The following is a 20,954-nucleotide window of genomic DNA, read 5'->3' on the forward strand; positions in this document are numbered from 1 at the left end:
ACGGCAGGATCGTGGAGCACTCCGTGACGGCCGAACCGGACCCGGATCCTGGCTTCCGCTCGCGAGATCATTTATGCCAGATCGGGAATAGTTCAGAGTTCACGTGGACGAGCAACGACGTGCTCCGTAGCGTCATCCATGAAGGCCGCCCATCTGGGGCGGAACCAGAAGGGGGCTCCATGGCGCGCGAGGATCTGACTCGACTCACTGGGACTGTCAACGGGCCCAACTGCGATGACGACGATTGTCCGAACGTCTACCGCACGGCAACCGGATCTATCGTGGTCCAGGGGAACGTGACGGCGGCCTTCCGGACTCCGGAGGGTGAGGCCCTGGTGGAGATCCCTGAGTCGGTGCTCAAGGAGGCCGTACGTGCTCTTGGATGGTGACGAGTGGCGGAGGACGTTTGACGCCTACGAACGTGACGCGTGGCGATTCGAAACCCAGCCCACGTACACCATGCCCAGAGAAGCTGAGAACGTCGCCCGCTTTCTTCGCGGTGAGCCGAAGCCCGATCAGCACAATGCACGCTGGCATGAGCGGGTACGCGGATACGTGGCGTCGGGCCGCACGATTGGGCGCGTGCGGGTCGTGCGGCAGCCATTGACGGACTACCAGCGATACCAGTTCGCATGGGGAATTCCCGCAAACATAGCGGCTGGCGAGGATATCCGGATCCTGGATGTCACGCGGGAGGACTTCGAACTCCCTCTGTCGGAAACCGACTGGTGGATGTTCGACGAGATGCGCATCGTGCAACTGAACTACCGACCGGACGGCACGCAGATCAATCGAGAGATATTCACGGGTGACACTGCCCCGTACTTGGAGTGGAAACGCATTGCGATAGCTCACTCGGCGCCGTTCTCCGAGTACGTGAGAGAATTCGGTGACCTTCGAACCTGAGCAGCTGGGGCAGTCGAGAAGCGACCTAGCACAAACGCTCCGCGAGTTGCGAAAGCGAGCCGGTCTCACGGGGGACCGGCTCGCTCGGCGTTGCAACATGTCGCAGAGCCAGATCAGTAAGTTTGAGACCGGCAATAAGACTCCGAAGCTCGTGGACGTCGAACGCATCCTTCGAGCTCTCGACGCTCCCGCCGGCATAGTTGCGGAAGTTACCGCTCTCGCACGCATCGCGAATACCGAGTGGCAGGACAAACGCTCATCCTGGCGCCGCGGCAAGGAGAAGCGACAGACAGAACTTGCCTCGCTGGAGAGTGAGGCAACAGAGCTGAGATATTTTCTCCCCGCCATGATTACGGGTCTGCTGGCCACGCCTGACTATGTTCGGGCCAGCCTGATTCACACACCGGGTGACTCGTCGAAGACGGTGGCGCGCAAGCTGGAGCGCCAGGCTGTTCTTTACGACACGTCAAAGGCCTTCACCTTCGTCCTAACGGAACAGGCAGTGCGGTGGTCGATCGTGCCGACGCCAGCCATGGCCTTGCAGATCGATCGTCTGGTGTCGCTGTCCCATCTGCCAAATCTACGCATCGGCGTCATTCCAGTGGGAACGGTCATGCCACGGGGACCGATGAACACGTTCACGGTCTACGACAATCGGCTGGCTACAGTCGAGAACTTCACTGGCCGTATGGTGTTTCGGGATTCTCGTGATGTCTCGGAGTATCTTGCCGTGTTCTCTTCTTTCGAGGAGCAGGCTCGCTTCGGTGATGAGGCAAGGGCCTTGCTGCTCCAGTGGGCAAACGCCTGCCGGTGATCTTTAGTCCGTAACAGGAATATTGCTCGAACCCCGCGCTTCTCCGGTGGATCATAGATTCGCAATGAAGCCGGGGAGGATTAATGACGAGCCCGCAGAAGCCTCAGGAATACGGCCTTACGGAACTTCCTGTGGAACCAACAGCAGTGCCCGCTTGTAGCGCCTGTCTCGGCATTTGCGTCCGCCGCAGTAACGCGCGTTCCGGAGGCGACTACAGCGCTGCATCTGACGCGAATGTGGATCTGCGTCGACACCAGGCAGAGGTTCACCCGGCATGAGCAAGGGAAAGGAACCAGGCCTCTTTGCCGACCGTCCGTTGATGACCATACGCGTCTCTCGTGATGCCGGGCGGACCTGGGGATCTGAGCGGGCCATCTTCCCTACGGATGATCTGGCCCCCCTGGTCACCACGGAATGGCCTCCGTGCGAGTGCCCGCGCTGTACGTGACGCCGGGTGCCCTTCAAACACGAGGCGCTGGCTTCACCCCCATGGACTCCCGCTCTGTACGGGGCGGCGGCGGTCGGCACTGGCCGCGACAGTTGAACAGAAAGGTGCCGTAAATGCTGGACGGAAGCGATCTGTACGGGCTGGACATCAATGGGGCCTCCTTCGTGAAGGCATGCGGGGGGCCCTGCACGGAAGGGTGCGTGACCCTGGCCCGTATCGGCGACGATGCCTGGGCCTTGGGCGACAGCAAGCGGCCGGACGCGGAGCCGCTCCGGTTCACCACGGAAGAGTTGGACTCGGCCGGCATCGACCCGGCGAGGTTCGGCCTGCCTGTCTGACCAACTCTCCCCTCCCCAACCGGTCCCGCTTCCACTGAAGGAACCGGGACCGGTTTCCCCTCGATCTCCGACACCAGATGGGGACGACCGGTGCACCATCACGGATATCTATGGGCAGGCCCGAAAGAACGCTTCGACAATGAAGCACTGCGGCGCCCTCCACATCCTGAACCTCCCCCGACCGGGGGCAAGCCGGAAGCGGTCCAGCGCTATCGCGAAGTGGCGGCAGGGTTCCAGACCGTGGACCTTCCACCTCTGGAAACGGCGTACTGGCTCGTCAAACCGCGTGCTTTGGTTCGCGGCACATGGCATGAGGCCAAAGAGGCTGCGGCCTGGCTCGCCGAGACCTTGGCCGAGTACGCGTTCCGTTTCGCTTCAGAGGCGGACCGCGACGTCGCCCGTCTGGCTTCCCTCGTCAACTCCGCTGCTGCGAGGTTGAATTCAGGAGCCGACGTCGCCTTCGGTTACTACCTCGAACGACCCTCGTATCTGTCGCTCGCAGTAGTGACCTGCTCTCCAAACCGCTCGATGCCCGAACTGCCCTGCCCAGTACGGTAACTGGGGCTCCAAGGGGGCCTGCGCCCGGGTACTTCAGTGTGCGGCGTACGCCCACCGACGCACTCTGCCCAAAGGAAGGAACTCAATGACAAGCTCGATCCCGTGGCAACAGCGGCTGTCCACCGGTACGGAAGACATTCAGGACGAGGTGATCCGCTGGTACCAACAGACCCGGCACGGCAAGTCGTACGTCCCCGAAATGATCTGGGGCACGCTTCAGACCGAGGCGTACGCGGCCGTGATCCTCGGTCGAGTCGTCGCGTTTCTCGGCGTCCCGGACGACGTACCCGCGGGGGTGGCGAAGCGGATGGAGCGCCAACAGGTCCTGCACGACGGCGAGCACCACTACGACGTGATCCTCGGCGAACAAGCCTTGTACGCGAACGTCGGGGGACCCAAGGTGATGAGCGAGCAGTTGGAACGACTCCTGCGCGATATCGACCTCCCCTCTCTTCGCCTGGGAATCGTGCCCGCCACCGCCGAAATGAGCCTGGTTCCGAAACCCGGCTTCAGCCTGTACGACGGAGGCCGAGCCCACTACGAGCTCGTCTCCTCCAGCGTGGACATCACCGACCCTGCGGAACTCGCCCTTCATCACCGGGCATTCGACGCCATCAGCGACGCAGCGCACTACGGCGACGCCGCCAAGGAGCTGATCAACAAGGCCCTGGCGTTCTGGAGCAACGCGTAGGAGAAGGCGAACGCGTCCGTTCGTGCGCCGCGCGGTGCCGATACCTTCGGCGAATGGACCGAAATGCCCTTATTCAGTACGTCCGCGCCCGTCGGCTCGCCGTCCTGGCCACCCTCTCCGCCGACGGGCATCCGCAGGCCGCGGTGGTCGGGATCGCGGCCACCGATGCGGGCGATCTCGTCTTCGATACGACGCGGGGTTCCCGAAAGTTCGCCAACCTCAGTCGGCAGCCGCGCGTCGCGCTGGTCGTCGGGGTCGACTGGGGAGACGAGCAGACCGTTCAACTCGAAGGCACCGCAGCCGAGATCCCCCAGGACGACCCGGCCGTGGCCGCGTACTACGACCAGATCCCGACCGGGCCGGAACGGGCCGTGTGGCCGGACATCGTCTACGTCCGGGTACGGCCGGACTGGGGGCGCCACAGCGACTACCGCCCCGGCAGTTTCGGAGTGCAGGAGATCCCGCTGGCCTGAGAGGAGGCGTGGGGCCAGATCGCCCCATTCGCCCACGTGACCGGCCAAACTTGACACTCCTCGACTCAGGTTCGGGCCGGCCGTTGCCGGGAGGGTTAGCCTCGGGGCAGATCAGTCAAAGCGGTAGGAGGCAGACATGGCCAGGGTTCCCAGCGCGGTGGTCGCCGCGGGTGGGCTCGTCGGTGGGTACGGCGTGGCCCGCTGGACGAAGAAGCGGCAGCTGGGCGGGGTCGTGCTGGCCGTCGCGGGAGCCACGGCCGCGACGCGGTGGCGGCAGCAGGCCGGCGGGAAGGCGGCCGGGGCGCTGACGGCCGCGTATGTCGCCGCCTTCGGGGCGTCCCATCCGCTGGCCAAGAAGGTGGGCTCCTGGCCCGCCGTGTTCGGGGTGGCCGGTGCGGTGGCGCTGGCGTCCTGGGCCGTCGCCGACCGGCACGCGTAGCGCTCACGCGTGGAACGCCGGCGTAGAAACTCACTCGTAAGCCGGCACGGGGCGCACACCTCGACGTGCGGAATGGGTCCCCCCAGTTTGTGTTATCGGGGCGGGTCCCGCCCGTCTCCTGGGCATGCATGCGACACGACAGATCAGCCGCCGCACCATGCTCAAGGCCACGGGCGCCGCAGCCGGGACCGTCGGGGTCGGGGCGGGCGTCGGTGCGGCCCCCGCAGCGGCCGCCGGTACGTCCTTCGCGCACCCGGGGCTGCTGCACACCGGCGCCGACCTGGCCCGTATGGCCGCCAAGGTGAAGGCCGGCGCGTCCCCCTACACCGCCGGGTACGCGAAGCTGACCGCCAACCGGCATGCGCAGAGCGGCTGGACGGCCAATCCGCAGGCCGTCGTCTACCGCGGCGGGGCGGCTCCGCAGAACTACCCGACCCTCTACAACGACATCCACGCCGCGTACCAGAACGCCCTGCGCTACCACGTCAGCGGCGACAGCGCCCACGCCGACACCGCCGTCGCGATCCTCAACGCCTGGTCGGCCAGGCTGACGGCGGTCCAGGGGTCCGCCGACCGGTTCCTCCTGGCCGGACTCCAGGGCTACCAGGCCGCCAACGCCGCCGAACTCGTGCGCGACCACGGTGACTTCGACCTCGGCCGCTTCCAGGAGATGCAGAGCAAGGTCTTCGGCAAGGTCAGCGACAACTTCCTGGCCCAGCACAACGGCGCCTTCACCTCCAACTACTGGCCCAACTGGGACCTCGCCAACATGGCCTGCGTCCTGGCCACCGGCATCTTCTGCGACGACAAGGCCCAGGTCACCCGCGCCGTCGACTACTTCAAGCACGGAGCGGGACTCGGGGCCGTCAAGAACGCCATCCCCGTCGTGTACGACGACGGGCTCGCGGAGTGGCTGGAGGCCGGCCGGGACCAGGGGCACTCGCTGCTCGGCGTCGGGCTGATGGGCACCTTCTGCGAGATGGCCTGGAACCAGGGGATCGACCTCTACGGCTACGACGACAACCGCTTCCTCAAGGGCGCGCAGTACGTGGCCAAGTGGAGCATGGGCGGGAAGGTGTCGTACACCGCCAACACCCGCAGGAAGGGCGCGCCCGGCGTCTGGTCCGGCAGCGAGACCGCCGCCGCCGCGGCCGGGGTGGACCCGAACTTCCAGCGGCCGATCTGGGCGATGATCGCCAACCACTACACGAAGCGGCGCGGGCTGTCCGCGACCTACCTCACGCAGATCGCCGCCAAGTCCGCGCCCGAGGGCGGCGGCGGGGACTTCGGGCCCAACAGCGGTGGATACGACCAACTCGGCTTCGGGACACTGGCGTTCACGCGCGACAAGTCGTCGACCCCTACGCCCGCGCCGAAGCCCGGCGCTTCCGGCTCGGCCCCGGCATCCGGTGGCGGCTCCGGCCCGCGGCCGCAGACCGCGGCGACCGCTTCGGCCTCCGTGTCCCCGGCCGCCGGCGGCGACCTTGCCGCGACCGGCTCCGAGGACGTCCTCGGGTGGGCCGCCGCCGGAGTCACCGCCGTCGCCGGTGGGCTGCTCCTGCTGCGACGCCGTGACCGGGTCCTGCGGGACGGCGCTCAGTAGGAAGGGAGCAGGAGGGGAGCAGGAGGGGAGCTGGAGCCGAGTCGCAGGCTTGCATGTCGGCTCACTGCACGACCGCTGCTCATGCACGGCTGGCCGAGGCCGGGCCCGGCCGTCAGGCCACGTCTACGCCGTGGCCGTCCGCGACCGGTCCCGCCCCTCCTTCGCCGACCGCCCCTCCTTCGCCGACCGCGCCCGCTCGCTCACCGCCGAGGCCGCTGCCGTGAGCGGCTTCGCGATGTCCTCCAGGGAGCGGCGTTCCGCGCGTACGGCCAGGAATGCCGCCACCAGGCCGGCCGCGCACATCAGGCCCGCGCCGATCTGGAAGGCGAGGACCGTGTCGCCGACCTTGCCGGTTCCGGTGAGGTCGGCGAACAGCAGCGGGCCGCTGATGCCGCCGGCCGCGGTGCCGAGAGCGTAGAAGAAGGCGATGGACATGGCGCGCGTCTCCATCGGGAAGACCTCGGAGACCGTCAGGTAGGCGCTGGACGCGCCCGCGGACGCGAAGAACAGGACGGCGCACCAACAGGCCGTCATCGTCGTCGCGGTCAGCGAGCCGCGGTCGAACAGCCAGGCCGTACCGAACAGGAGCAGCCCCGACAGCAGGTACGTCGACGAGATCATCACCCGGCGGCCCACCGTGTCGAAGAGCTTGCCCAGCAGGAGCGGGCCACAGAAGTTGCCCACCGCGACGACCGCGAAGTAGTAGCCCGTGTTGCCCGTCGGGACATCGAAGAACTGGGTCAGGATCGCGCCGAAGCCGAAGGTGATCGCGTTGTAGAGGAAGGCCTGGCCGATGAAGAGGGAGAAGCCGAGGATCGACCGCTTGCGGTAGGTCGAGAAGACCGTGCGGGCGATCTCCAGGAAGCCGATGCTCTTGCGCTGGTGGATGGTGATCTCGGACTCGGGTTCGCCGAGCCGTTCCCCCGTCTCCGACTCGACCTTCTGCTCGATGGAGGAGACGATCCGTTCCGCCTCCTGCTCCCTGCCGTGGATCAGCAGCCAGCGTGGGCTCTCCGGGACGTGGCGTCGTACGAGAAGGATCACCAGGGCGAGCACGGCGCCGAGTGCGAACGTCAGTCGCCAGCCCACGTTCTTGGGCAGGATCGCCTCGTTGAGCGCGACGATCGACAGCAGTGAGCCGAAGACCGCGCCCACCCAGAAGCTGCCGTTGATGGCGAGGTCCACGCGGCCGCGGTACTTCGCCGGGATCAGCTCGTCGATCGCGGAGTTGATGGCCGCGTACTCGCCGCCGATGCCGAAGCCGGTCAGGAAGCGGAAGGCGAAGAACCACCAGGTCGAGAAGGAGACGGCGGTCAGCGCGGTGGCCGCCAGGTACACGACCAGCGTGATCATGAAGAGTTTCTTCCGGCCGAAGCGGTCGGTCAGGCGGCCCCAGAAGAGGGCGCCGATGCAGGCGCCGGCCACGTAGAGCGCGGCTGCGAGGCCGGTGATCTGGCCTGAGGTGATCGGCAGTCCGCTGCCGGGCTCGGACAGGCGGCCCGCGATGTTGCCGACGACGGTGACCTCCAGGCCGTCGAGGATCCACACGGTGCCGAGGCCGATCACGATGGTCCAGTGCCAGCGCGACCACGGGAGGCGGTCCAGGCGGGCGGGTATGCGGCTGGTGATCGTGGCGCTGCCGCTGGGCTGGGCGGTGGGCATGGGCTCCCTCCTCATTGAGCGAACCCGTGCCGGGTATCCCCGACCGGCGGCCCTACGCCCCGGCGTTGATGAGTCACCCAGCGTTGGTGCCGCCCTCGCTGGGGGCTACCGCCCCCGGGCCCCCGCTTCGGCCTGAACGGCCTCGTCCTCAAACGCCGGACGGGCCGGCTGATGTCGGCCGACGCCGGACGGGCCGGCTGATGTCGGCCGACGCCGAGAAGTGCGCCCCTACGCCCCCAGCACCCGCGTCACCGTATAGATCAACAACCCCGCCAGCGAACCCACCACCGTGCCGTTGATCCGGATGAACTGCAGGTCGCGGCCGATGTGGGCCTCGATCTTGCGGGTGGTGTGTTCGGCGTCCCAGCCGGCCACCGTGTCCGTGATCAGGGAGGTGATCTCCTTGCGGTAGGTGGTGACCACGTACACCGCCGCGCCCTCCACCCAGCCGTCGACCTTCGCCTGCAGCTTGGGTTCGACCGCCATCCGCGCCCCCAGCGACAGCAGCGAGGCCCGCACACGCAGTCGCAGCTCGCTGCGTTCGTCCTCCGCCGCCGAGACGATCATGGAGCGTACGGCGGTCCAGGCGGAGGCGATCAGGTCCTGGACCTCGCCGCGGCCCAGCACCTCGCCCTTGAGGCGCTCCACTCGCGCGCGGGTGTCCGTGTCGGACTGCAGGTCGGAGGCGAAGTCGGTGAGGAAGCGGTCGAGGGCGCCGCGGGCCGGATGGGAGGGCATGTCGCGCATCTCGGTGACGAAGCGCAGCAGTTCCTTGTAGACGCGCTCGCCGACCTTCTTGTCGACGAACCGCGGGGTCCAGCCGGGGGCGCCGCCCTGCACCGCGTCCATGATCTCCGCGTCGTGCCACACGAGCCAGTCGTGCGCCCGCGTGACGATGAGGTCGACGACCCGTCTGTGGCCGCCGTCCGCGACGATCTTGTCCAGCATCTTCCCGATGCCGGGCGCGATCTCCTGGGCGTCGGCCCGGCGGGTGATGGCCTCGCCGACGACCGCCTGCACGTCGGAGTCGCGCAGGACGGTGAGGGCGCCCCGCAGCGCGGCCGACAGCTCGGCGGTCACCCGGTCCGCATGCTCGGGATCCGCCAGCCACGCGCCGAGCCGGCTGCCGATGCCGACGGCGCGCAGCCGCTGTCGTACGACGTCCCCGGAGAGGAAGTTCTCGCCGACGAACTCGCCCAGTGACACCCCCAGCTGGTCCTTCTTGGTCGGGATGATCGCGGTGTGCGGGATCGGCAGGCCCATGGGACGGCGGAAGAGGGCCGTGACGGCGAACCAGTCGGCGAGCGCGCCGACCATGCCGGCCTCGGCGGCGGCGGCGACATAGGACGCCCAGGCGCCGGCACCGGAGTTGTCCGCCCACTTGGCGAGGACGTACACCAGCGCCACGAACACCAGCAGCCCGGTCGCCGTGAGCTTCATGCGGCGCACTCCGCGCTGCTTCTCCTCGTCGGCGGCGCTGAAGGTCGTCATCGTGCGTGCGGCCGCCGCGGGGGCGGTGCGGTTACCCGATCCGCCCGGCCGGGAATGCTGAACCACGTCGCCGCCACCCGCTTCATCCGGATTCGTGCGTTCCATCCACTCCACCCGTTCGTGATCCCCTGCACACATTGTCCCTTCCTGACCGACTCCTGGAACGGAACAAGAGTTCCCGGCGTCTGTCGGAAGGGGAGAGCTGAGCGTGAACTCCGGCGGCCCAAAGGGCGGCCCACAGGGGGTCCTGTTCAACCACCCATCACCCCATGACGCATCATGGGATGATCACATCGGAGCCTCGGGCTCCCATTCGTCCGAGGAGACCCGCACCGCATGACCAAGCGTCATGGTTATGCCCTGCTTTCCGCGATCATCGCCGTGATCGTCGGCCTTTCCGCTGCGATATACGTCGGCGTCGCGGCCGGCGACGGCAACGCCGGCACCAACGCCCTCGACAAGGGCCGCGCCCGGCACAACTCCGCCGCCCCCGCCTCCACCGGCATCTGGGTCGGTTCCTGGTCCGCGTCCCCGGCGGGCGCCGAGCCCGGCACCGAGACGAGCGGCATGGCGGGGCGCTCGGTGCGCAACGTCGTGCACGCGAGCGTGGGCGGTACGAGTGCCCGTATCACGCTGTCCAATCTCTACGGCCAGTCGGCGCTGACCGTCACCCACGCCTCCATCGCCGTCGCCGTCGCCTCCGACACCGCGGCGGCGAGCGCCGACACCATGCGGCGGCTGACCTTCGGCGGCAACACCGCGATCATCATCCCGGCCGGGCAGCAGGTGCTGAGCGACGCCGTCCGCATAGTCATCCCGCAGGGCAGCGACGTACTGGTCACCACGTACTCGCCCAGCCAGTCCGGCCCGGTCACCTATCACCAGCACGCCCGCCAGATCTCCTACGTCGCCGAGGGCGACCTCACCGAGGACGTGACCGGCGCCGGGTACACCGAGCAGACGCCGTACTGGCGCTACCTGACCGCGCTGGACGTGCTGAGCAACGAGTCGGACGGCACCGTCGTCGCCTTCGGTGACTCCCTCACCGACGGCATAACGTCCACCCAGAACGCCAACCACCGCTGGACGGACATCCTTTCGGAGCGGCTGCGCACCGCGATCGAGTCCGGCCAGGACCTGCCGCGCTACAGCATCGTCAACCAGGGCATAAGCGGCAACCAGATCCTCGCGGGGGGCCTCGGCCGCCCGGCCGACAACCAGAGCGGTCTGCTGCGCTTCTCCCGTGACGCCCTCGCCCGTACGAACGTCAAGGTCGTCGTCATCGACCTCGGCGTCAACGACATCCTGCGCAACCCCCGGCTCGCCGACCCGGACAAGATCCTCGACGGCCTGCGCACCATGGTCGGCCAGGCCCACTCCCGCGGTATCAAGGTCATCGGCGCGACCCTGATGCCCTTCCAGGGCCACCGCGGCTACACCCCGGCCCGCGAGGCGGTACGGGAGGAGATCAACGCGGAGATCCGCTCCGGACGGGTCTACGACGCCGTGGTCGACTTCGACCGGGCGCTCCGGGACCCGTACGACCCGCGCAGGCTGCGCTCCGACTACGACTCCGGCGACCATCTCCACCCCAGCGACAAGGGATACGCGACGATGGCGCAGATCTTCGACCTCAAGGGCCTGAAGGGCTCGGCGCCGGCCGAACTGTAGGGGCCGAACGGTGAGGGCCCAACCGCAATGGCCGCGTGGGCGGTTCGGGTCAGTAGTCGTCGCGGCGGCGCCTGTCCCGATCCTCCCGGCGCTCCCGGTGCCGCTCGCGCCGCTCGTCGTGCCGCTGCCGACGCTCCTCGTGCAGATCGCGCCGCCACTCACGGTGGCCCTCAAGCATCCGGCGGTGATCGGCGAACCCCTCCCCCAGCGCGTGCCCGGACCTGCCCTCCAGCCTCTCCTGGCGGCGCTCCTCCTTCAGACGGCGCCGCTCCTGCCGGGTCAGCTTCCGCTCGACGCCGACGCCGCCCCAGAAGGCGAAGCCGGTGATGATCACGCGCGGGGCGCCGGGCTCGGCCGGCACGCCCTCCTCGCGGTGGTCGAACCCGCCCATGATCCCGATGCCGCGCACGACGACCTCGACGCCGGGCGGCACGATCACGTTCATCCCGCCCATGATCGCCACGCAGTTGATCTCGACCTCGTGGTCCGCGAAGTTCGCCTCGCGCAGGTCGAGTTCCCCGCCGCCCATGAAGGCGAAGCAGTTGAACCGCTTGGGCACGGTCCAGCGCCCCTTGCGCTCGAAGCCGGACATCACGGCGACCGCCCACGACGAGGACCCGTCGCCGCCGACGACCCGCCCCGCCCAACTCCCGCTCTGCTCAGGCTCCTTGACCAGCGAGATGGCAGGGGGCGGGGTGATCCCGGCGACCGGCAGATCGCGGGTGATCGGCGTCAGCTCGCCGTACGTCCGTGCTTTGTAGGTGGCCTCAAGGCGCTCCTCGAACTCCTCCATGTCGAGACGGCCCTCCGCGAGGGCGTCCCGCAGGACCTCGGCGACTCGTTCACGATCGGCGTCGGATGCGCGAAGCTCCGGGACTGCGGCGTCGTCCGTCATGGACAGCAGCCTACGAGTTCCCCCGGCAAGAGGCTACGAGACGTCTACGAGACCGCTTTCTCGGCCTCGCCGGCAGCCCCGCCGGCGGCCTCGCCCGCGTACATCTTGGCGATCACCGCCTCGATGTCCGGCTCCCGCACCGAGAGGTCCGCCAGCGGGTACTCCGCCGCGATGCGCGCCACCAGCGCCGCCGCCGACTGTCCCGCCGGGAACGCCAGCCACTGCCGCGGCCCCTCCACCTTCACCACCCGGGCCGGGGCCACCTCGATCGGCGCCGTCTCCCGCTCCAGGTCCACCACCAGGGTGCGTTCGCTCTCGCCCACCTCGTGCAGACCGGCGAGCGCACCGTCGTACATGAGCCGCCCGTGGTCGATGACCATCACCCGCGAGCACAACTGCTCGATGTCCTGGAGGTCATGGGTGGTCAGCAGCACCGTCGTGCCGCGCTCGGCGTTCAACTCCCGCAGGAACTGCCGCACCTTGGCCTTCGAGATGACGTCCAGGCCGATCGTCGGCTCGTCGAGGTACAGCACCTCCGGATCGTGCAGCAGCGCCGCCGCGATGTCCCCGCGCATCCGCTGCCCGAGCGACAGCTGCCGCACCGGGACGTCCAACAGGTCGGCCAGCTCAAGGAGTTCGACACACCGGTCGAGGTTCTCGCGGTAACGGGTGTCCGGGATCCGGTACATGCGGTGCATCAGCTTGTACGAGTCGATCAGCGGCAGGTCCCACCACAGCGTCGTACGCTGCCCGAACACCACCCCGATGCGATGCGCGAGCCGCGTTCGCTCGCGCGCCGGATCGATGCCCGCCACCCGCAGCCGCCCGCCGCTCGGGGTCAGGATGCCGGTGAGCATCTTGATCGTCGTCGACTTCCCGGCGCCGTTCGGACCGATGTAGCCGACCATCTCGCCGCGCGCCACGGTGAAGGAGAGAGAGTCCACGGCCCGCACCTGCCGCCGCTCACGCCTGAGGAAGCCGGTCTTCCTGCGCACGTCGAAGACCTTCTCGACACGGTCGAGTTCGATGAAGTAGTCGCTGTCCACTGCCGCTAGCTCCCTGTACTCCGATAAGTCCGCAGCCCTGCCCGCCAGGCCAGCCCCGCCAGCGCACAACACCCCACCGCCACCAGCGGCGAGGCGAAGGCCACCCACCGCGGCAGGTCCAGCGGGAGCGGCCGGTCCAGCACATAGGCCGCGGGCAGCCAGTTGACGAAGGCGAGCGGCAGCAGGAACGTCACCCCGCGCACCAGCTCCTTGCCGAACACCGTCGGCGGGTACTGCAACATCGTCGTCCCGCCGTACGTGAACGCGTTCTGCACCTCGGACGCGTCCTGCGCCACGAACTGGAACGCCGCACCGGCCACGAACACCGCGCTGAAGATCGCCGCGCCGCTCACCACTATCACCGGCATCAACAGCACCTTCAGCGGCGTCCAGTCGATGTCGACGGTGGCCAGCGCATACCCGAGCACCAGCGACCCCTGGGTGATCCGGCCGAGCCGGCGCAGCGCGAACCGGTCGGCCGCCACCTGCGCGAGGACCGGCGCCGGACGCACCAGCAGCGTGTCCAGCGTGCCGTCGCGCACCCGCTGCCCCAGCCGCTCCATCGAGCCGATCGCCAGATCCGCGAGACCGAACGCCACGCACGACAGCCCGTACAGGAAGGCCACTTCGGGCAGCGGCCACCCGCCGAGCACGTCGATCCGCGAGAACATCAGCAGGATCGCCACGAAGTCCAGCCCGGTCACCGCGAAGTTCGCGAACGTCGTCATCGCGAAGGACGCGCGGTACGCCATCGTGGAGCGCATCCACATCGCCCCGATCAGACGGTACGCGCGCAGCCCGTCCGCCAGCCGGCTCACCTCAGCCACCCTGTACGACCACCCTCCGCGTCGCCACCGACTGCACCAGCCGCCCGGCCGCCAGCAGCGCCACGGCCCACGTCCCCTGGAAGGCGAACGTGCTCCACGGATCGGCCTCCCCCAGCAGCACGTCCGCCGGCTTCTGCAACAGCGCCGACCACGGCAGATCCCGTACGACATCGCCGAGCGTGCCCGGGAACACGTTCAGCGGCAGCACCATCCCCGAGCAGAAGAACCCCGCCAGCATGGTCATGTGCGTCACACCCGTGCCGTCCATCAGCCAGAACGTGAGCAGCGCTACCAGATACCGGATGCCGAAACTGACCGCCATCCCCAGCAGCACGGCCACCACGAACGCCGCCCATTTCGCCGCGTCCCCCGGCAGCGCCACGTCGAAAACCAGCGCGCCGAACAGGAACGGGATCACGCCCCGCCCCAGCAGCTGGAACAGCGCCCGCCCCAAGTCGGCCGCCAGCCACCACAGTTGCAGATCCGCCGGCCGGTAGAGATCGATCGCGATGTCCCCGGTCCTGATCCGCTCCATCAGCTCGACCTCGACACCGCTGCCGCCGATCGCGAGCGTCGACAGCAGCGCCTGCCCCAGCCACACATAGGTGACGGCCTGCGCCTGGTCGTAGCCCCCGAGGTGGGGTTTCTCGTCCCACAGCGCCAGATACGTGTAGACGAGGATCAGGCCGAAAACGGTGTTGGTGAACACTCCGGCGGCAGTGGCCGCCCGATACGTCGCGTACCGTCTGAAACCACCCGCCGCGACGGCCCCGTACAACCGTCCCGCGCCCACGTCAGTCAACCTCCCGAACCGCCCGACACCGAAGCGCAGGAGCCTAGTCCGCAGGCAGTGACGTACGCCACGCATTTTCCAGACGGGACGCGTGCCGTGATCCGGGAACGGAACGCATGGTGCGAGAGTCTTCAAGAGGGGGCGCAAATGGCGTACGAGGGCGTACGGGAACGTACGACGCGAAACAGGAGTCCGTGCACGAGATGAGCGACCAGCCGCAGCCGCAGCAGCCGAACCAGGGCTGGGCACCGAGAGAGCCGCAGGGTGCTGCCGAGCCGGCCGCTCCTCAGCCGGGGAGTCCTGGGCCCGGCGTTCCCGAGCCCGGGGGGAAGAAGCCGAAGCGGCCCAGGCGCACGGGCTGGCGCCGGCTGATCCCGACCTGGCGCATGGTCCTGGGCACCTTCATGATCGGCGTACTGCTGCTGATCGGCCTGTTCTACCTCGGCTACTCGATGGTCAACATCCCGCCGGCCAACGCCCTCGCCACCAAGCAGTCCAACGTCTATCTGTACGCCGACGGCTCCCAGCTCGCCCGCGACGGCGAGATCAACCGGGAGAACGTGTCACTCGCCCAGGTCTCCAAGGACGCCCAGCACGCCGTACTGGCCGCCGAGGACCGCGACTTCTACAGCGAGTCCGCGATCGACCCCAAGGCGATGCTGCGCGCCGGCTGGAACACCGCCACCGGCAAGGGCAAGCAGTCCGGCTCGACGATCACCCAGCAGTACGTGAAGAACTACTACCTCGCGCAGGAGCAGACCGTCACCCGCAAGGTGAAGGAGTTCTTCATCTCGATCAAGCTGGACCGCACGCAGTCCAAGGACCGGATCCTTGAGGGCTACCTCAACACCAGCTACTTCGGCCGCAACGCCTACGGCATCCAGGCCGCCGCCCAGGCCTACTACGGCCGGGACGCCGCCGACCTCGACCCGGCCCGCGCCGCCTACCTCGCCGCCCTCGTCAACGCCCCCAGCGAGTACGACGTCGTCGCGCACCCCGAGAACAAGGCCCCGGCGCTGGCCCGCTGGAACTACGTCCTGGACGGCATGGTCAAGAAGGGCTGGCTGACCGAGGCCGAGCGGACCGGCCTGAAGTTCCCGATGCCCAAGGAACAGACCGCCTCCACCGGCATGTCCGGGCAGCGCGGCTACATCGTCACCGCGATCAAGGACTACCTCACCAAGAACAAGATCGTCACCGCGGACGAGCTGGAGGCCGGCGGCTACCGCATCACCACCACCCTGCAGAAGAGCAAGCAGGACGCCTTCGTGAAGGCCGTGAACGACAAGGTGATGGCCAAGCTCGACAAGAAGAACAACAAGGTCGACAACTACGTCCGCGCGGGCGGCGCCTCCGTCGACCCGAAGACCGGCAAGGTCGTCGCGATGTACGGCGGCATCGACTACGTCAAGCAGTACACGAACGGCGCGACCCGCGGCGACTTCCAGGTCGGCTCCACCTTCAAGCCCTTCGTGTTCGCCTCGGCCGTCCAGAACCACTCCGAGACACAGGACCGCCAGGTCATCACCCCGAACACCTACTACGACGGCACCAACAAGCGCCCCGTACAGGGCTGGTCGGGCGGCGCCTACGCACCGGAGAACGAGGACCAGACCTCGTACGGCAACGTCACCGTGCGCACCGCCACCGACAAGTCGGTCAACGCGGTGTACGCGCAGATGGCCGTGGACGTCGGCCCCGAGAAGGTCAAGCAGACCGCGATCAGCCTCGGCATCCCGTCCAGCACCCCCGACCTGACCGCGACCCCGTCGATCGCCCTCGGCGTGAACACCGCCAGCGTCCTCGACATGGCGGAGGCCTACGCGACGCTCGCCAACCACGGCAAGCACGGCGTGTACACGATGATCGACTCGATCACCAAGGACGGCAAGGACGTCGTCGAGCTGCCGAAGGACACGAACTCCCAGGCCATCAGCCGCGAGGCCGCCGACACCACCACGTCGATCCTGCAGAGCGTCGTCGACAACGGCACCGCGACCGCCGCCCAGGGCGCCGACCGCCCCGCCGCCGGCAAGACCGGCACCGCGGAGGAGGACAAGGCCGCCTGGTTCGCCGGCTACACGCCCGACCTCGCGACCGTCGTCTCCGTCATGGGCCAGGACCCGGTGACGGCCAAGCACAAGTCGCTGTACGGCGCGATGGGCCTGCAGCGCGTCAACGGCGGCGGCCCGCCCGCCGAGATCTGGGCGCAGTACACCAAGGCCGCGCTGAAGGGGAAGCCGGCCACGGACTTCGACCTCCAGCTGCAGCCCGGCGCCGAGGTCACCCAGCCGCCGCCGGCCACCGGGACCCCGCAGCAGCCGGGCACGGGCGGCCAGGACAACGGCGGCACCACGACCACCGGCGGCCAGGGCGACCAGGGCCAGACCCAGGGCCAGGACAACGGCGGCACCACCGACGGCGGCACGAACACGACGGGCGGCACGGCGAACGGCGGCACGACGGGCGACCCGACGACGGGCGGAACCACGTCCGACGGCGGGACGACCACGGGCGGCACGACCGGAGACCCGACGGACGGCGGAGCGACGGGCGGCACCGACGCCGGAGGCACGGACGGCGGCACGACAGGCACCGACACCGGAGGAGCGACCACGGGCGGCCCGGCAGGCCCAGGGTTGACCAGGAGACAGTGACGGGCGGGGCTGCCTCTCAGTGACCGGAGGTCGCCTTCAGCCCCACCACGGCGATCAGCAGCAGACACACGAAGAAGATCCGGGCGGCGGTGGCCGGCTCACCGAGCACCACCATGCCGAGCACCGCCGCACCGGCCGCCCCGATCCCGACCCACACGCCGTAGGCGGTGCCGATGGGGAGGGTCTTGGCGGCGTGCGACAGCAGCATCATGCTGGCGACGATTCCGGCACCGGTGAGCAGACTGGGCACCAGGCGCGTGAACCCGTCGGTGCACGGGGGGTCTGGGGGTGTCCCCCAGATGAGCACAGCATCCCGATCGACCAGCCGACCTCAAGCAGACCGGCGACAAGCAGCAGAACCCAGGCCATGACGGCACCTCCGAGAACAGGCGTTACAGGGGGTGCGTCGTCTTTGCTGTTACCGCTGACTACTGCTGACTACTGCTGATGACCGATGTCCCGGTACGGCGCGTCTCGTCGGGCTCAGGCTTGGACTTGACTCCAAAACTAGCAAAGAAACGACAAAAAGGGCTGGTGACGATGGCCACCAGCCCTCTTCGACCGTTGATTCAGAGGTACAGGCCCGTCGTGTCCTCGGACCCCTCGAACCGGTCGGCGGCCACGGCGTGCAGATCACGCTCGCGCATGAGCACGTAGGCGACACCCCGCACCTCGACCTCGGCCCGGTCCTCCGGGTCGTACAGCACCCGGTCGCCCGGCTCCACGGTCCGGACGTTCTGCCCCACGGCGACGACCTCGGCCCAGGCCAGCCGCCGCCCGACCGCCGCCGTGGCGGGAATCAGGATGCCCCCGCCCGACCGCCGCTCACCCTCACCGGTCTCCTGCCGCACGAGAACTCGGTCGTGCAGCATCCGGATGGGCAGCTTGTCGTGCTGGGTGCTGTTCTTGTTGGCGCTCACGCCCCGAACCTACAGCTCTCCCTCAGCCTTTGCGCCGCCGGGTACCTAGGGCGAGCAGCCCCACGAGCCCCACGGCGACGACCGCCACGGGCACCACCCGCTCCAGCCGGGGCGCCCCCTCCTCGTCGACGAACTGCGCCTTCACATCGGTCACAACCTTGTTGATCCCGACGTAGGCCCGCCCCAGCGTGTGGTCGATGTTCGACACGACCTTGGCCTTGGCGTCCCCGACGATCGTCTTCGGATGCACCCGCACCCCGATCTCGTCGAGCGTCTCGGCCAGCACCTCGCGGCGGCGCTTGATGTCCGCCTCGATCTGCGCCGGGTTTCTGGTGTCCGACGTGTCCGCCACGGTAGGGCCTCCGAAGTGGTTGCTGCTTGTTGCGGACAGTCTGTCAGTTCTGCCCGGGCCTGCACTGTCAGGACCCCCGGTTACGCTAGCGAGATGAGCGAGCGACTCCAGCCCGGGGACGTGGCCCCCGACTTCACCCTGCCGGATGCCGACGGCAATGACGTATCCCTGTCGTCCCACAAGGGCCGCAAGGTCATCGTCTATTTCTACCCGGCGGCCCTCACGCCCGGCTGCACAAAACAGGCCTGCGACTTCACGGACAACCTGGAACTCCTGACGGGCGCCGGCTACGACGTCCTCGGCATCTCCCCCGACAAGCCGGAGAAACTGGCCAAGTTCCGCGAGAAGGAGTCCCTGAAGGTCACCCTCCTGGCCGACCCGGAGAAGACCGTCACGGAGTCCTACGGCGCATACGGCGAGAAGAAGAACTACGGCAAGACCTACATGGGCGTCATCCGCTCCACGATCGTCGTGGACGAGGAGGGCAAGGTCGAACGGGCCCTGTACAACGTCCGCGCGACAGGCCACGTGGCGAAGATCATCAAGGACCTCGGCATCTGAGGCCCACCTGCTTCCGCTGCTGAGCGGCTCGCACCGGGGTGACCCGGTGCGGGCCGCTTTACGTTTCGGGCGTGACTGTCCGATTAGCGGTTCGTTACTCCGTGCGAGATCACGAACTGTCAGTCGAGACGGGGGAACACGTGGGCGTGCGGAGCGCATCGGAACGATCGGGCACGTACAGCAGGGAACGGCTTGCGCCAGAGGTGGCCAGGGCGCACAACTGGACCGACCTGATGCGACGTCTCGGACTCAGCCCGAGTGGTGGCCAACGGCGGGTGCTGCAGCACCAGGTGACGCGTCACGGACTTGATACCAGAGTGGCGGGGACACCTCATCACTTTGCAGATCGACCATGTCGACGGAAACTGGCGGGACAACCGCCGGGAGAACCTGCGGTACCTGTGCCCCAACTGCCATGCGCTGACAGAGACGTGGTGTCGCCAGAAGGGCAGAGTCGCCTCGCCGGGTGAGCCGACTGTCCGTACACTGAGTGCTGCCGGTCGAGCGTGATGACCGTTTTTGAGCGGCCGTGATGGAATTTGGCAGTCATGCTGGGTTTAGGTCCCAGTGGGTTAACACCCGTGTGGGTTCGAGTCCCACCGGCCGCACGCGAACGGAACAGAGGGGGCCGCCCGGCCGGGCGGCCCCCTCTTCCACACCTCAGCCCAACAACTCCCGCACCACCGGCACCAACGCCCTGAACGCCTTCCCCCGATGGCTGATCGCGTTCTTCTCCTCCGGGCTCAGTTCCGCGCAGGTCCGCGAGTCGCCCTCCGGCTGGAGGATCGGGTCGTAGCCGAAGCCGTTCGTGCCCACGGGCGCGTGCCGCAGCACACCCCGCAGCCGGCCCTCGACCACCCGTTCAGTGCCGTCCGGCAAGGCGAGTGCCGCCGCGCATGCGAAGTGCGCGCCCCTGTGGGTGTCGGCGATGTCGCCGAGCTGGGCCAGGAGCAGGTCCAGGTTGGCGCGGTCGTCGCCGTGCTTGCCTGCCCAGCGGGCGGAGAAGATGCCGGGGGCGCCGTTCAGGACGTCGACGCAGAGGCCGGAGTCGTCGGCGACGGCGGGCAGGCCGGTGGCCTGGGCCAGGGCGTGGGCCTTGAGCAGGGCGTTCTCGGCGAACGTCACGCCCGTTTCCTTGACGTCGGGGATGTCGGGGTAGGCGTCCGCGCCGACCAGTTCATGGGGCAGGCCCGCGTCGGCGAGGATGGCCCTGAGTTCGGTGATCTTTCCGGCGTTGCGGGTGGCGAGGATCAAGCGCGTCATGGGGTCCAGTATTCCGGTCCCCGTCCCCGTCCCCGTCCCCGTCCCGGACCCGGTCCCGGACCCCGTTCCTGTCCCGTGGGACGGGCTGCTACGAGGTGCACACCTTGGTGAGTTCGCCGGCCGCGTCGGTGACCGGGCTGATGTCCGGGGTGTTGTCGCCGTTCTTGACGGCCGTACGGACGTTGCCGACGGCCTTGTTCAGGTCGTCGACCGCCTTGTTGACGTCGGCGTTGTCGGTCTTGTCGCCTATCTTGTCGAGGTTCTTGTCGATGGAGGCGAGGGATTCGTCGAGCTGGCCGGGGTCGTTCGAGGCGTTCTCGACTGCCTGTTGGAGGTCGGTGACGCTGTCGGCGATGGTGTCGGCGGTCTGGACGCAGTCCAGGGCCTTGTCGACGGCGTCGCAGCCGGTGGTGAGGCCCACGGTCAGCCCGATGGCTGCCAGTGCTGCGACGGTGGTGGAGATGCGGCGACTGCGGCGGCCTCGGCTCGCGGCCATGACTGTGGTCCTCCCGTGTCCAGGCCCGTAGGCCCCCCGTGCTGGTCGGG

Annotated in this window: 22 protein-coding genes, 1 tRNA gene and 1 pseudogene; 13 read left to right on the forward strand and 11 right to left on the reverse strand. The window is 68.3% G+C overall.

What is annotated here, in order from left to right; translation table 11 throughout:
• Window positions 1-179: 179 nt before the first annotated feature.
• From OG870_RS17835 to OG870_RS17875, 9 genes are all read left to right on the forward strand, one after another.
• Window positions 180-389, forward strand: coding sequence for a hypothetical protein (locus tag OG870_RS17835; protein WP_266840202.1), 210 nt, complete (start codon window positions 180-182; stop codon window positions 387-389).
• Complete coding sequence (locus OG870_RS17840) at window positions 373-906, forward strand: DUF6879 family protein (RefSeq protein WP_327691137.1); 534 nt, start codon at window positions 373-375, stop codon at window positions 904-906. The genes OG870_RS17835 and OG870_RS17840 overlap by 17 nt, the downstream gene beginning before the upstream one ends.
• On the forward strand, window positions 890-1,720 hold the full coding sequence (locus OG870_RS17845) for a helix-turn-helix domain-containing protein (protein WP_266840198.1): 831 nt from the start codon (window positions 890-892) through the stop codon (window positions 1,718-1,720). Before OG870_RS17840 ends, OG870_RS17845 begins: the two co-directional genes overlap by 17 nt.
• Before the next feature lie 561 nt (window positions 1,721-2,281).
• Window positions 2,282-2,506 carry a DUF397 domain-containing protein gene (locus OG870_RS17850; RefSeq protein ID WP_266840196.1) on the forward strand — a complete coding sequence of 75 codons (225 nt, stop codon included), beginning with the start codon at window positions 2,282-2,284 and terminating at the stop codon, window positions 2,504-2,506.
• Window positions 2,507-2,596: 90 nt separating this feature from the next.
• Window positions 2,597-3,064 carry a hypothetical protein gene (locus tag OG870_RS17855; RefSeq protein ID WP_266840194.1) on the forward strand — a complete coding sequence of 156 codons (468 nt, stop codon included), beginning with the start codon at window positions 2,597-2,599 and terminating at the stop codon, window positions 3,062-3,064.
• Between the two features lie 85 nt (window positions 3,065-3,149).
• Window positions 3,150-3,755: a DUF5753 domain-containing protein gene (locus OG870_RS17860; protein WP_266840192.1), complete on the forward strand. Its 606-nt coding sequence runs from the start codon at window positions 3,150-3,152 to the stop codon at window positions 3,753-3,755.
• Between the two features lie 53 nt (window positions 3,756-3,808).
• On the forward strand, window positions 3,809-4,228 hold the full coding sequence (locus OG870_RS17865) for a pyridoxamine 5'-phosphate oxidase family protein (RefSeq protein WP_327691138.1): 420 nt from the start codon (window positions 3,809-3,811) through the stop codon (window positions 4,226-4,228).
• A 136-nt stretch (window positions 4,229-4,364) separates the two neighbouring features.
• On the forward strand, window positions 4,365-4,667 hold the full coding sequence (locus OG870_RS17870; protein WP_266515128.1) for a hypothetical protein: 303 nt from the start codon (window positions 4,365-4,367) through the stop codon (window positions 4,665-4,667).
• Window positions 4,668-4,824: 157 nt separating this feature from the next.
• Complete coding sequence (locus OG870_RS17875) at window positions 4,825-6,270, forward strand: alginate lyase family protein (RefSeq protein ID WP_443063463.1); 1,446 nt, start codon at window positions 4,825-4,827, stop codon at window positions 6,268-6,270.
• Window positions 6,271-6,393: 123 nt separating this feature from the next.
• On the opposite strand, the gene OG870_RS17880 is transcribed toward OG870_RS17875, so the two are convergent.
• A complete protein-coding gene (locus tag OG870_RS17880; protein ID WP_266840186.1) occupies window positions 6,394-7,932 on the reverse strand; it encodes an MFS transporter in 1,539 nt (512 codons plus the stop codon).
• Between the two features lie 228 nt (window positions 7,933-8,160).
• Window positions 8,161-9,528 carry a DUF445 domain-containing protein gene (locus OG870_RS17885; protein WP_405624460.1) on the reverse strand — a complete coding sequence of 456 codons (1,368 nt, stop codon included), beginning with the start codon at window positions 9,526-9,528 and terminating at the stop codon, window positions 8,161-8,163.
• A gap of 231 nt (window positions 9,529-9,759) precedes the next feature.
• On the opposite strand from OG870_RS17885, the gene OG870_RS17890 reads away from it, so the two are divergent.
• On the forward strand, window positions 9,760-11,094 hold the full coding sequence (locus OG870_RS17890) for an SGNH/GDSL hydrolase family protein (RefSeq protein WP_266840182.1): 1,335 nt from the start codon (window positions 9,760-9,762) through the stop codon (window positions 11,092-11,094).
• Window positions 11,095-11,143: 49 nt separating this feature from the next.
• On the opposite strand, the gene OG870_RS17895 is transcribed toward OG870_RS17890, so the two are convergent.
• Genes OG870_RS17895 through OG870_RS17910 form a run of 4 tightly spaced genes read right to left on the reverse strand, consistent with a single transcriptional unit; the run spans window position 11,144 to window position 14,655 of the window.
• Window positions 11,144-11,989 carry a DUF1707 SHOCT-like domain-containing protein gene (locus OG870_RS17895; RefSeq protein ID WP_266515141.1) on the reverse strand — a complete coding sequence of 282 codons (846 nt, stop codon included), beginning with the start codon at window positions 11,987-11,989 and terminating at the stop codon, window positions 11,144-11,146.
• 44 nt (window positions 11,990-12,033) lie between these two features.
• Window positions 12,034-13,035, reverse strand: a complete 1,002-nt coding sequence (locus tag OG870_RS17900; protein WP_266584212.1) for an ABC transporter ATP-binding protein — start codon at window positions 13,033-13,035, stop codon at window positions 12,034-12,036.
• Window positions 13,036-13,040: 5 nt separating this feature from the next.
• A complete protein-coding gene (locus tag OG870_RS17905) occupies window positions 13,041-13,805 on the reverse strand; it encodes an ABC transporter permease (protein WP_266588400.1) in 765 nt (254 codons plus the stop codon).
• A 49-nt stretch (window positions 13,806-13,854) separates the two neighbouring features.
• Complete coding sequence (locus OG870_RS17910; RefSeq protein WP_266584210.1) at window positions 13,855-14,655, reverse strand: ABC transporter permease; 801 nt, start codon at window positions 14,653-14,655, stop codon at window positions 13,855-13,857.
• A 203-nt stretch (window positions 14,656-14,858) separates the two neighbouring features.
• Between OG870_RS17910 and OG870_RS17915 the strand changes: the two genes are divergently transcribed.
• Window positions 14,859-17,312, forward strand: coding sequence for a transglycosylase domain-containing protein (locus tag OG870_RS17915; RefSeq protein WP_266840179.1), 2,454 nt, complete (start codon window positions 14,859-14,861; stop codon window positions 17,310-17,312).
• Window positions 17,313-17,328: 16 nt separating this feature from the next.
• Here the strand turns inward: OG870_RS17915 and OG870_RS17920 are convergent.
• The 3 genes and pseudogenes from OG870_RS17920 to OG870_RS17930 form a co-directional block, all read right to left on the reverse strand.
• Window positions 17,329-17,681: pseudogene (locus OG870_RS17920) on the reverse strand (DMT family transporter).
• A 200-nt stretch (window positions 17,682-17,881) separates the two neighbouring features.
• Window positions 17,882-18,184, reverse strand: a complete 303-nt coding sequence (locus OG870_RS17925) for a GroES family chaperonin (RefSeq protein WP_405626776.1) — start codon at window positions 18,182-18,184, stop codon at window positions 17,882-17,884.
• A gap of 70 nt (window positions 18,185-18,254) precedes the next feature.
• Entirely contained in the window at window positions 18,255-18,584 is a 330-nt protein-coding gene (locus tag OG870_RS17930; protein WP_266515152.1) for a DUF3618 domain-containing protein, read from the reverse strand.
• 93 nt (window positions 18,585-18,677) lie between these two features.
• Here OG870_RS17930 and bcp point away from each other — a divergent pair, with 93 nt between their 5' ends.
• On the forward strand, window positions 18,678-19,145 hold the full coding sequence (gene bcp / locus OG870_RS17935; protein WP_266515155.1) for a thioredoxin-dependent thiol peroxidase: 468 nt from the start codon (window positions 18,678-18,680) through the stop codon (window positions 19,143-19,145).
• A gap of 523 nt (window positions 19,146-19,668) precedes the next feature.
• Window positions 19,669-19,753: transfer RNA gene (locus OG870_RS17940), tRNA-Leu, on the forward strand.
• Window positions 19,754-19,805: 52 nt separating this feature from the next.
• On the opposite strand, the gene rdgB is transcribed toward OG870_RS17940, so the two are convergent.
• Window positions 19,806-20,408: an RdgB/HAM1 family non-canonical purine NTP pyrophosphatase gene (rdgB, locus tag OG870_RS17945; RefSeq protein ID WP_266515161.1), complete on the reverse strand. Its 603-nt coding sequence runs from the start codon at window positions 20,406-20,408 to the stop codon at window positions 19,806-19,808.
• Window positions 20,409-20,496: 88 nt separating this feature from the next.
• Window positions 20,497-20,904, reverse strand: a complete 408-nt coding sequence (locus OG870_RS17950; RefSeq protein WP_266584204.1) for a hypothetical protein — start codon at window positions 20,902-20,904, stop codon at window positions 20,497-20,499.
• Between the last annotated feature and the right edge of the window lie 50 nt (window positions 20,905-20,954).

Source organism: Streptomyces sp. NBC_00461 (assembly GCF_036013935.1).
In the GTDB taxonomy this organism is placed as follows: Bacteria; Actinomycetota; Actinomycetes; order Streptomycetales; family Streptomycetaceae; genus Streptomyces.

Excerpts from the sequence above, each read along its gene's own strand:
- OG870_RS17835 (WP_266840202.1), top strand. The coding sequence starts at position 180 with ATGGCGCGCGAGGATCTGACTCGACTCACTGGGACTGTCAACGGGCCC.
- OG870_RS17850 (WP_266840196.1), top strand. The coding sequence starts at position 2,282 with ATGCTGGACGGAAGCGATCTGTACGGGCTGGACATCAATGGGGCCTCC.
- OG870_RS17860 (WP_266840192.1), top strand. The coding sequence starts at position 3,150 with ATGACAAGCTCGATCCCGTGGCAACAGCGGCTGTCCACCGGTACGGAA.
- OG870_RS17865 (WP_327691138.1), top strand. The coding sequence starts at position 3,809 with ATGGACCGAAATGCCCTTATTCAGTACGTCCGCGCCCGTCGGCTCGCC.
- OG870_RS17870 (WP_266515128.1), top strand. The coding sequence starts at position 4,365 with ATGGCCAGGGTTCCCAGCGCGGTGGTCGCCGCGGGTGGGCTCGTCGGT.
- OG870_RS17875 (WP_443063463.1), top strand. The coding sequence starts at position 4,825 with ATGCTCAAGGCCACGGGCGCCGCAGCCGGGACCGTCGGGGTCGGGGCG.
- OG870_RS17880 (WP_266840186.1), bottom strand. The coding sequence starts at position 7,932 with ATGCCCACCGCCCAGCCCAGCGGCAGCGCCACGATCACCAGCCGCATA.
- OG870_RS17885 (WP_405624460.1), bottom strand. The coding sequence starts at position 9,528 with ATGGAACGCACGAATCCGGATGAAGCGGGTGGCGGCGACGTGGTTCAG.
- OG870_RS17890 (WP_266840182.1), top strand. The coding sequence starts at position 9,760 with ATGACCAAGCGTCATGGTTATGCCCTGCTTTCCGCGATCATCGCCGTG.
- OG870_RS17895 (WP_266515141.1), bottom strand. The coding sequence starts at position 11,989 with ATGACGGACGACGCCGCAGTCCCGGAGCTTCGCGCATCCGACGCCGAT.
- OG870_RS17905 (WP_266588400.1), bottom strand. The coding sequence starts at position 13,805 with ATGTGGATGCGCTCCACGATGGCGTACCGCGCGTCCTTCGCGATGACG.
- OG870_RS17915 (WP_266840179.1), top strand. The coding sequence starts at position 14,859 with ATGAGCGACCAGCCGCAGCCGCAGCAGCCGAACCAGGGCTGGGCACCG.
- OG870_RS17925 (WP_405626776.1), bottom strand. The coding sequence starts at position 18,184 with ATGCTGCACGACCGAGTTCTCGTGCGGCAGGAGACCGGTGAGGGTGAG.
- bcp (WP_266515155.1), top strand. The coding sequence starts at position 18,678 with ATGAGCGAGCGACTCCAGCCCGGGGACGTGGCCCCCGACTTCACCCTG.
- rdgB (WP_266515161.1), bottom strand. The coding sequence starts at position 20,408 with ATGACGCGCTTGATCCTCGCCACCCGCAACGCCGGAAAGATCACCGAA.
- OG870_RS17950 (WP_266584204.1), bottom strand. The coding sequence starts at position 20,904 with ATGGCCGCGAGCCGAGGCCGCCGCAGTCGCCGCATCTCCACCACCGTC.